This window comes from Mycolicibacterium houstonense, assembly GCF_900078665.2.
Lineage (GTDB): Bacteria > Actinomycetota > Actinomycetes > Mycobacteriales > Mycobacteriaceae > Mycobacterium > Mycobacterium houstonense.
In genome coordinates this window covers 4492853-4502116 of record NZ_LT546207.1, presented here as the reverse complement: position 1 = coordinate 4502116, position 9264 = coordinate 4492853, and the positions used below count along the sequence as shown (strand labels likewise).

General features: G+C 68.7%; 11 protein-coding genes and 2 pseudogenes. 10 read left to right on the top strand and 3 right to left on the bottom strand.

Annotated features, from left to right (window positions below):
* A pseudogene (locus tag BN4332_RS22575) lies at nucleotides 1–875 on the bottom strand (FUSC family protein); the annotation flags it as partial.
* Between the two features lie 11 nt (nucleotides 876–886).
* Nucleotides 887–1462: a TetR/AcrR family transcriptional regulator gene (locus BN4332_RS22570; RefSeq protein WP_066901747.1), complete on the bottom strand. Its 576-nt coding sequence runs from the start codon at nucleotides 1460–1462 to the stop codon at nucleotides 887–889.
* Nucleotides 1463–1585: 123 nt separating this feature from the next.
* Between BN4332_RS22570 and BN4332_RS22565 the strand changes: the two genes are divergently transcribed.
* From BN4332_RS22565 to BN4332_RS22555, 3 genes are all read left to right on the top strand, one after another.
* Nucleotides 1586–2221, top strand: coding sequence for a TetR/AcrR family transcriptional regulator (locus tag BN4332_RS22565; protein ID WP_066901750.1), 636 nt, complete (start codon nucleotides 1586–1588; stop codon nucleotides 2219–2221).
* 72 nt (nucleotides 2222–2293) lie between these two features.
* A complete protein-coding gene (locus BN4332_RS22560) occupies nucleotides 2294–3256 on the top strand; it encodes a class I SAM-dependent methyltransferase (RefSeq protein ID WP_066901746.1) in 963 nt (320 codons plus the stop codon).
* Complete coding sequence (locus tag BN4332_RS22555; protein ID WP_066901745.1) at nucleotides 3253–4185, top strand: class I SAM-dependent methyltransferase; 933 nt, start codon at nucleotides 3253–3255, stop codon at nucleotides 4183–4185. The genes BN4332_RS22560 and BN4332_RS22555 overlap by 4 nt, the downstream gene beginning before the upstream one ends.
* Before the next feature lie 76 nt (nucleotides 4186–4261).
* Here BN4332_RS22555 and BN4332_RS22550 read toward each other — a convergent pair whose 3' ends face one another.
* Entirely contained in the window at nucleotides 4262–4444 is a 183-nt protein-coding gene (locus BN4332_RS22550) for a hypothetical protein (protein ID WP_066901744.1), read from the bottom strand.
* 189 nt (nucleotides 4445–4633) lie between these two features.
* Between BN4332_RS22550 and BN4332_RS22545 the strand changes: the two genes are divergently transcribed.
* The 7 genes and pseudogenes from BN4332_RS22545 to BN4332_RS22515 all read left to right on the top strand — a co-directional run.
* A complete protein-coding gene (locus tag BN4332_RS22545) occupies nucleotides 4634–5497 on the top strand; it encodes an SDR family oxidoreductase (RefSeq protein ID WP_066901743.1) in 864 nt (287 codons plus the stop codon).
* Nucleotides 5498–5502: 5 nt separating this feature from the next.
* The gene (locus BN4332_RS22540; protein WP_066901742.1) at nucleotides 5503–6468 is read left to right on the top strand and encodes an NADPH:quinone oxidoreductase family protein; all 966 of its coding nucleotides are present in this window, start codon (nucleotides 5503–5505) and stop codon (nucleotides 6466–6468) included.
* Between the two features lie 2 nt (nucleotides 6469–6470).
* Nucleotides 6471–7166 carry a haloacid dehalogenase type II gene (locus tag BN4332_RS22535; protein WP_066901741.1) on the top strand — a complete coding sequence of 232 codons (696 nt, stop codon included), beginning with the start codon at nucleotides 6471–6473 and terminating at the stop codon, nucleotides 7164–7166.
* Nucleotides 7167–7175: 9 nt separating this feature from the next.
* A complete protein-coding gene (locus tag BN4332_RS22530; RefSeq protein ID WP_066901740.1) occupies nucleotides 7176–7901 on the top strand; it encodes a methyltransferase domain-containing protein in 726 nt (241 codons plus the stop codon).
* On the top strand, nucleotides 7898–8386 hold the full coding sequence (locus tag BN4332_RS22525; protein ID WP_066901748.1) for a DUF456 domain-containing protein: 489 nt from the start codon (nucleotides 7898–7900) through the stop codon (nucleotides 8384–8386). Before BN4332_RS22530 ends, BN4332_RS22525 begins: the two co-directional genes overlap by 4 nt.
* Nucleotides 8383–8928 (top strand): YceI family protein, encoded by a 546-nt coding sequence (locus BN4332_RS22520; RefSeq protein ID WP_096866966.1) that lies wholly within the window; start codon nucleotides 8383–8385, stop codon nucleotides 8926–8928. Before BN4332_RS22525 ends, BN4332_RS22520 begins: the two co-directional genes overlap by 4 nt.
* A 128-nt stretch (nucleotides 8929–9056) precedes the next feature.
* Nucleotides 9057–9264, top strand: a pseudogene (locus tag BN4332_RS22515) (hypothetical protein); the annotation flags it as partial.

The following is a 9264-nucleotide window of genomic DNA, read 5'->3' as shown; positions in this document are numbered from 1 at the left end:
GTGCGCTGCTCGGCCAGCGCCGCGAGCAGATCGGCGCCGCGCGCGGCACGTTCGGAGCGATCATGGGTCCGCAGGAGTGCGGCGCTGTCGCGCAGCACCCGCACCGCGGGGTCGCGCATCTCGCCCAGTAGTGCCCCGGTGTCGTCGGTGATCTGGTCGCAGATCCAGCCGAGGTCGTCGACGACGCGCACCAGCGCACGGCTGCCCGCGGTGAGGGCGACGGGCCGGTAGTCGGCGCCCAGGAAGCTGGCGTACAGCGCGTTCATCGCGCGGGTGACATCGCGGGCCGAGGCCTGGCCTTCGAGCCGGTCGGCCAGTAGTCGGCACACCCGGGCGGAATAGCGGCGCAGCTCGTCGTGGTGGCGCGGCCGGAACAGGAACAGCGCGGCGGGCACACAGATCACCAGCGCGATGAGCCAACCCAGCAGCCGCTCGGGGATGGGGCCGACGGGTGTGCACAGCGGCAACACGAACAGCAGGAGAGTGGCCCGCTGCCCGGCGGCGACGGTCTCGCTGAGCACCCCGGAGAACGACACCACCACGCCGACCACGAACATCGCCACCACACTCAGCCACGGCGTCGGCGCCAGCACGGTGCCCAGCACGATCAGGATGGCGCCGTTGACGGCCAGGCCGCCGTAGGCCAGGGCCCGGGCCGGCCGGTTGCCGGGGAAATCGGCCGTGATGAGCAGCGAGACGGCGCCGAAGATGGCGAACAGTGGAGTCTGCGAATCGCCACCGAGGGCGAAGCCGGCGGCCGCGGCGATGGGCAGCACGATCGCGGCCCGCAGGGCGCGACGCAGCGCGTCGTAGTCAGGATCCTTGTCTCGGAGGCGGTCAGCTGCCCGGTGCCAGATCTCGGCCGGGGTCAGCATGTTCGCCGATGTTAGACCGGTTGGTCGCTTCCGGCGGCCGGACTGAACCGGCCCGCCTCCAGCGCGTCGCGCATCTGGGTACTGATCCACTGCAGGGCGTCGACGTCGCGCGGCAGCGTGCTCTGTTCGAAGCCGACGATCAGGTACACCCCCCAGGCCGCGAAGTAGCGGGCGTTGCGTTCATCGCCGATCAGCTCGCGCGCGGATTCGAAGAGGATGTCGAAGCGCAGTTGGTCTACTGCGGTCTGCACGGTGTAGACGTCGGGATCCAACGAGCTCCACACCCGGATGGCGGCCTCGGCGCCGTGGGGCAGCGCCAGCGCCTCGCCGATCAGGGTCTCGATGCGGTGGTGCGGATCGTGATCTGCGCGGACGGCCTCGACGACGCGAAGAGTGCGGGCCTGCCGCCAGTGCTCGATGAGTTCCCGGGTGTAGGCCGCCCAGTTGGGAAAGTAGTGGTAGAACGATCCGGTCGTGACGCCCAACCGGTTGCACACCTCGGCGAGCTTGAGTCCGCCGTACCCCAGATCGGACAACACATCCAGACCGGTTTCGAAGTACGACTCGCGTGACACAACCCCCGCCATCCGGACCACGCTAGTTCGTCGCCGATTCCCGAGCTAGGCGGGGCTTTGCTGGTCAGCCGGGGTGCCGTGCCGGCGCAAAGAAGGGCATCTGATCTGCCAGGTGACGTGTGGCACAATTCGAACGTGGCCCACATCGCGAGCCGAGGACCCGGACGGCCTCCCGCAGCAAAGGCGGCGGAGACCCGCGAGCGCATCGTGCGTGCTGCCCGCGAGGTTTTCAGCGAACTTGGCTACGACGCAGCTACATTTCAGGCAATCGCGATCCGCGCCGATCTCACCCGTCCGGCGATCAACCATTACTTCAGTAGCAAACGGGTTTTGTACCGCGATGTGGTGGAGCAGACCAATACGAAGGTGATCGCCGCAGGCATTGCCAAGGCCAAGGAATCCAGCACTCTGCTGAGCCGAATCTCGGCGTTCTTCGCGGCGGTGATGGATGCGGAGTCGACCGATCGTTCGGCAGCCGCATTCCTGGTCACCTCGGTGTTGGAGGCGCAGCGGCACCCGGAGTTGGTGTCGGAGGAACATGACGCGTTGCACAGCTCCCGGGAGTTCGTCCGCTGGGCGGTCGACGACGCGGTCGCGCGCGGTGAGCTGACCACCGACACGGATATCCCGGCGATCGTCGAGATGCTGGTCGCGGTCATGTGGGGCATGGGCTTTTATGCCGGTTACGTGGGTCGACGCGACGACGTGGCGGCCATCGTGGACAAGTTCGAACTGTTGATGGCGAACAAGCTCTGGCAATTGCGCGATTGACGCATCGGCACCGTGAGGTCGCCCACAAAGCCATATAGCCTGGCTAAGTTCTTCGGTAGCATTGCCTGGCAAATGACTGATCTGAGCGAGGTACGGCCCGGTCGGGCCGAGGGCGACAGTTGGGACATCACCGAGAGCGTCGGGGCGACCGCGCTGGGGGTGGCCGCCTCCCGTGCTGCCGAGACCGCACAGCCCGATGCCCTGATTCGCGACGAGTTCGCCTTCCTGCTGGTGGCGGCGGCCGGTCCGGCGTGGGCCCAGCTGGCAGGCAGCGAACCGTTGTGGATCGGCGACGACCCGGAAGCGCACCGCATCCACGTCATGGCCCGCAACTACCAGGCCGTGCGCACCCACTATTTCGACGACTACTTCACCGAGGTCACCCACGACGGCATCCGCCAGGTCGTGATCCTCGCCGCCGGCCTGGACTCGCGGGCGTTCCGGCTGGACTGGCCGGCCGGCACCACGGTGTTCGAGATCGACCAGCCCAAGGTGCTGCAGTACAAGACCGCGACGTTGCAGGCGCACGGCGCCGTGCCGCGGGCACAGCACGTCGCGGTACCGGTCGACCTGCGCGACGACTGGCCCGCGGCCCTGATCGACGCGGGATTCGATCCGCAGCAGCCCACCGCATGGCTGGCCGAGGGCCTGCTGCCGTACCTGCCCGCCGACGCCCAGGACAAGCTGTTCGAACTCGTCGGGGCCCACAGCGCACCCGGCAGCCGGCTTGCGGTCGAGGACTTCAGGATGGACCCGGACCGCTACACCCCGGAGAAACGCGCCGCGCGCCGGGCCAGGGGCGAACAGATGCGGACGTCGCTGGGCCTGGACGTCGACGTCGACTCACTGGTGTACGCCGACGAGACCCGGGCTGACGCCACCGAATGGCTCACGGCCCACGGCTGGGAGGTCGACGCGGTGGCCGCGACCGACGAGATGGAGCGGCTGGGCCGGCCGGCGGCCCCCGAGGACCTGGCCGAACTCGGCATGGACAGCGTGCTCCTGCGCGCCCGATTGGACGGAGAACCCCGATGAGCTCGCTGCGCAGCCACGACGACACCTGGGACATCGCCACCAGCGTCGGCTCGACGGCGGTGATGGTGGCCGCCGCCCGCGCCGGTGAGACGCAGCGGGAGAACCCGCTGATCCGTGACCCCTATGCGGCGATCCTGGTCGCGGGCGCCGGGACCGGGGTGTGGGAAACGCTGCTGGACCACGACGTGGTCAACAAGATCGAGGCGGTGGACGCCGATGCCGCCAGGATCTTCGAACACATGGGCAGCTACCAGGCGGTGCGCACGCACTTCTTCGACGCGTACTTCGCCGATGCCGCCGAGGCGGGCATCCGGCAGATCGTCATCCTGGCCTCGGGCCTGGATTCCCGGGCTTACCGGCTGGATTGGCCGGCCGGCACCACCGTGTTCGAGATCGACCAGCCCAAGGTGCTGGAGTATAAGGCCGAGACCCTGGCCGCGCACGGCGCACAGCCATGCGCGCAGCGCCGCGAGGTGGCCGTCGACCTGCGTCAGGACTGGCCGAAGGCGTTGCGGGAGGCGGGTTTCGACGAAACTCAGCCGACCGCGTGGCTGGCCGAGGGCTTGCTGATGTATCTGCCCGCCGACGCCCAGGACCGGCTGTTCGAGTTGGTGACCGAGCTGTCCGCGCCCGGCAGCCGGGTCGCCGCGGAGACCGCTGGGGTGACGGCCGCCGAGCGCCGTGAGGAGATGCGGGAGAGATTCGAACGTTTCGCCGCGCAGTTCAACATGGAGCAGGCCCTCAACATTCAGGACCTGATCTACGAGGACCCCGATCGGGCCGACGTCGCCGAGTGGCTGGACGCCCACGGGTGGCGGGCGCACGGGCAGCATTCGTTGGACGAGATGCGGCGGCTGGGCCGCTACGTCGAGATCGAGCACGACGACAATCGGGCGTTCTCCACGTTCGTCACCGCCGAGAAGGCCTGAGCCGTACCCCGGACATGAAAGAGGGGAGCCCCGACGCGGGGCTCCCCTTTTCTGTGCCGTTCGCCGGCCGCGGCGCTCAGCCGTTCGGCCGGATGCTGGTGTGCCTCACGGTGTTGTCGACCTGGGGCACCTGCGCCTTCTGGTGCTGCTGGTGCACCCACATGTGATGGTCGATCCCGGCGGAGGCCGGTGCGGCCAGTCCCACGACGGCGGTGGCCAGGGCACTGGCGATGACGGCGGTCAAACCCAACTTCTTCATTCTTCTATCCCTCTTCAGTATCGCTTTCTTGACTGATTCAACTAAAGCAATACTGGAATGATTCCAATTTAAGCCGCCTGTGGTCGTGACAGTGGTCACTCGCCGACCCGGTGCGCCGACCATGAGGGAGCCGCCGTATACAAGAGGGGAGTTGAGCCGTATTTCCGGCCCGTTATCGAGGAGGAACCCATGCCAGGAGTGCAGGACCGCGTCGTCGTCGTCACCGGAGCCGGTGGAGGTCTGGGCCGTGAATACGCCCTGACGCTCGCCCGTGAGGGCGCCAGCGTCGTCGTCAACGACCTCGGCGGTGCCCGCGACGGCACCGGCGCCGGCCACAACATGGCCGACGAGGTGGTCAGCGAGATCAAGGCGGCCGGCGGACGGGCCGTCGCCAACTACGACAGCGTGGCCGAGCCCGAGGGCGCCGAGAACATCATCAAGACCGCGCTCGATGAGTTCGGCAAGGTCGACGGCGTCGTCTCCAACGCGGGCATCCTGCGCGACGGCACCTTCCACAAGATGACGTACGAGAACTGGGACGCCGTGCTCAAGGTGCACCTCTACGGCGGCTACAACGTCATCCGCGCCGCCTGGCCGCACTTCCGCGAGCAGAGCTTCGGCCGCGTCGTGGTGGCCACCTCGACCAGCGGCCTGTTCGGCAACTTCGGCCAGGCCAACTACGGCGCGGCCAAGCTCGGCCTGGTCGGTCTGATCAACACGCTGGCCCAGGAAGGCGCCAAGTACAACATCAAGACCAACGCGGTGGCCCCGATCGCCGCCACCCGCATGACGCAGGACATCCTGCCGCCCGAGGTGTTCGAGAAGCTCACCCCGGAATACGTGGCCCCGGTGGTGGCCTACCTGATGACCGAGGAGCTCCCCGACACCGATTCGGTGTTCATCGTCGGCGGCGGCAAGGTGCAGCGCACCGCGCTGTTCCAGAACGAGGGCATCACGTTCTCCGAGGTGCCCTCGGTCGACGACATCGCCGCCAAGTGGGGCGAGATCACCGATCTGTCCGCCGCTCAGCAGGCCAGCTTCAAGCTGGGCTAGAACAGGTGAAAGCGCTTGTAGCGCAGGCACTTACCGGTACGTCCGGGCTGGCGTACGTCGACGTGGATGAGCCTGTGTCGAACGACATGGTGATCATCGACGTCGGCGCCGCCGGCGTCTGCTTCCCCGATCTGCTGCTGTTGCGCGGCGAATACCAGTTGCGGCTGGAACCGCCGTTCACGCCCGGCATGGAGGTGGCCGGCACCGTGCGCTCGGCGCCGGAGGGCTCCGGATTCACGCCGGGGCAGCGGGTTTCGGCGATGACCATGCTGGGCGGGTACGCCGAGCAGGTGGCCGCCCTTCCCGCCAACGTGATCGCGACCGCCGACGGTCTCGACGACGGCCAGGCGGCCTCGCTGCTGGGCAATTACTACACGATGCAGTTCGCCCTGGCGCGCCGCGGCGGCCTGGTGGCGGGGGAGACCGTGCTGGTGCTCGGCTCGGCCGGCGGCATCGGCACCGCGTCGATCCAGCTCGCCAAGGCCATGGGCGCCAAGGTGATCGCGATGGTGCACCGGTCCGGCGCCGAGGAGTTCGTCTCGGGACTGGGCGCCGACGTGGTGCTGCCGCTGACCGACGGCTGGCGGCAGGCCGTGATGGACGCGACCGACGGCCAAGGGGTCGACCTGATCGTCGACCCGATCGGTGGTGAGGCCTTCGACGACGCCATCCGCGTGCTCGCGCCCGAAGGCCGGCTGCTGGTGATCGGATTCGCCGCGGGCAGCGGGATCCCGACCGTCAAGGTGAACCGGCTGCTGCTGCGCAACGTCAGCGTGGTCGGGGTCGGGTGGGGCGAGTTCGTCCGCAGGCACCCGGCCGCCCAGGCACAGGTCGGGGCCGAGCTGGCCAAGCTGGTCGACGCCGGTTTGCGTCCGCCACCACCGGTGCGGTTCCCGTTGTCCGACGGTGCGGCCGCGCTCGATGCCCTGGCCACCGGTGCGGTGCGGGGCAAGCTCGTCCTGGAGCCCTAGCAATGCAAGCCCTGGCCTTCGACGTGTTCGGGACCGTCGTCGACTGGCGGTCCAGCGTCATCGCCGAGCTGGAGTCCTTCGGCGAAAGCCGCGGGCTGCAACAGGATTGGCCGGCCTTCGCCGACCGCTGGCGGGCCGGTTACGCCCCGGCGATGGACCGGGTGCGCCGCGGCGAGCTGCCATGGACCCGCATCGACGATCTTCATCGCGCGATCCTGGTCGAGCTGCTCGACACCGCGGGCATCCGGGCCGCCGCGTCCGAGATCGACCACCTGAACCGGGCCTGGCACCGGCTGGATCCGTGGCCGGATTCGGTGGCCGGGCTGACCCGGCTCAAGCAGCGGTTCGTCGTCACCACGCTGTCCAACGGCAACCTCTCCCTGCTGACCAACATGGCCAAGCACGCGGGGCTGCCGTGGGACTGCGTGATCTCCGCGGAACTGTTCCGCCATTACAAGCCGGACCCGGAGGCGTATCTGGGCTGTGCGAAATTGCTGGACATCCCACCCGCCGAGCTGACGCTGGTGGCGGCCCATCCCTCCGATCTGAGAGCGGCCCGCGAGGCCGGGCTCGGAACGGCGTACGTGGCGAGACCCTTGGAGTACGGCCCGGACCGCGCCCCGCACGACGTGTCCGGCGATCACTTCGACATCACCGCGACGGATTTTGTCGACCTCGCCGACCAACTCGGTGCGTAGCGTAGAGGGGTGGACACCGCATCGAACCAGGCGCTGCGCAAGGCAGTGGATCTGCTCGCCGATCCACCCGCCGACCCGGACGTGAGCCGGGGCTATCTGGACCTGCTGGACGAGGGCAGTGGCGCGCCGAAGAACTCGGGCTTCATCCAGAAGGCGTGGGCGTCGCCGGTCGGCTCGATGCTGTACGACCACGCCCAGCTGTTGAACCGCCGTGTGCTCGCCGCGTCGCGGCCACCGATCGATTGGCTCGAGATCCCGGCCGGTGGCGTCGCTCTGGATGTCGGCAGTGGACCCGGCAACATCACGTCGGCGCTGGCCCGCGCGGCCGGCCTGGACGGTCTGGCCTTGGGCATCGACATCTCCGAACCGATGCTGGAACGGGCGGTCAAGGCCGAGGCGTCCCGGCAGGTCGGGTTCGTCCGTGCCGACGCGCAGCGGCTGCCGTTCCGGGACGAGACGTTCGACGCGGTCGTCTCACTCGCGGTCTTGCAGCTGATCCCCGACCCGGTCGCCGCCCTGTCGGAGATGGTGCGCGTGCTGCGCCCGCAGCGCCGGATCGCCGTCATGATCCCCACCGTCGGAAGCGCGCCCGGGGTGCGGCTGCTGTCCCGAGGCGGCGCACGGATCTTCGGTGAGGACGAGGTGGGCGACATCTTCGAGAACCTGGGCCTGGTAGGAGTGCGGACCAAGACGACCATGGGTGTCGTCCAGTGGGTGCGCGGGCAGAAACCGTGAGCACGCTCGGGATCGTTCTCGTCGCATTGGTGATCGCCATCGGACTGATCGGCATCGTGCTGCCGGTCCTGCCCGGCGGCGGGTTGTTGGTGCTGGCGGCGATCGCGGTCTGGGCGATCGTCGAGAGCACCACCGCCTCATGGGTGACACTCGCGGTGGCGGCGGTTTTCGTGGTGACCGCCGAGGTGATCAAGTACGTCTGGCCGGTGCGGCGCATGCGGGCCGCCGAGGTCGGCGTGTGGAGCCTGGTGGCCGGTGGGGTGCTCGGGCTGATCGGCTTCTTCGTCATCCCGGTGATCGGGCTGGTGATCGGATTCGTCGCCGGTGTCTACCTGGCCGAGCTGGCGGCCCGCCGCGACCATCGGCGGGCCTGGGCGTCAACTGTCCACGCGCTCAAGGGAGTTGCGCTGTCGGTGGGCGTCGAGCTGACCGGTGCGCTGCTGGCGACCGTCGCCTGGGTCGCGGGTCTGGTGATCACCGCGTGACGCAGTGGACCATCGGCCCGGACGCGGGGGAGTTGCTGCTGCACACCGGTGTCACCGGCAGCGCGTCCCGGATGGGGCATCGGTTGACCATCGCGATGCGGTCGTGGCGGGCGACGATCTCCTGGGCGGATGACCGGCCCTCGGCGGTGGAGGTGACGGTTGACCTCGATTCCCTGGAGGTCCTGCGGGGCGAGGGTGGGATGACGCCGTTGTCGGGCGCCGAGAAGGTGCTGATTCGCACCAATGCGTTGAAGACGTTGCGTGCGAAGCGGTTTCCCCAGGCGGTGTTCCGGTCGACCGGAATCACAGGTGGCGACGACGCGTATCGGATCACCGGGGACCTCGAGATCGCCGGTCACCGGGCCACCCAGACCGTCGAGGTCCGGGTCGAGGCGGACGGTCCGTGGCGGGTCAGTGGCGAGGCTCAGGTACGGCACAGCGACTTCGGTATCAAGCAGTACTCGATGCTGATGGGCGCGATGAAGGTGGCCGATGAGGTGCGTGTGACGTTTGCTGCCACCGTGGCCGGGGATGCCGGCTAGGCCCGGGAAAGCTGTTGGCGCATAGCCTTCCGCGACTGCCCGGGTGAAACTCCGGGCAGATCGGATTACGCGTGTAGAACGGCGGGTGACGGGGTACTTGCTGTTCGGTGAACGTGAGGAGTCCGATCGTGAACATCGTTTCAGGTGCCGTGCAGGCAGTCACCCGCACCGCAGACGCCACCACCGCCGCCGCGGGTGCGGTCGGCGGCGCGGCCGTCAACGGTGTGGTCGGGGGAATCAAGGGGGTAGGCGCCGGGATTCGAAGCGGGGTGAGCCAAGGCAGCCGATCACCGGCGGCGGCCGCGCTCACCCTCGCTGCGGTAGGCGCGGCGGGAC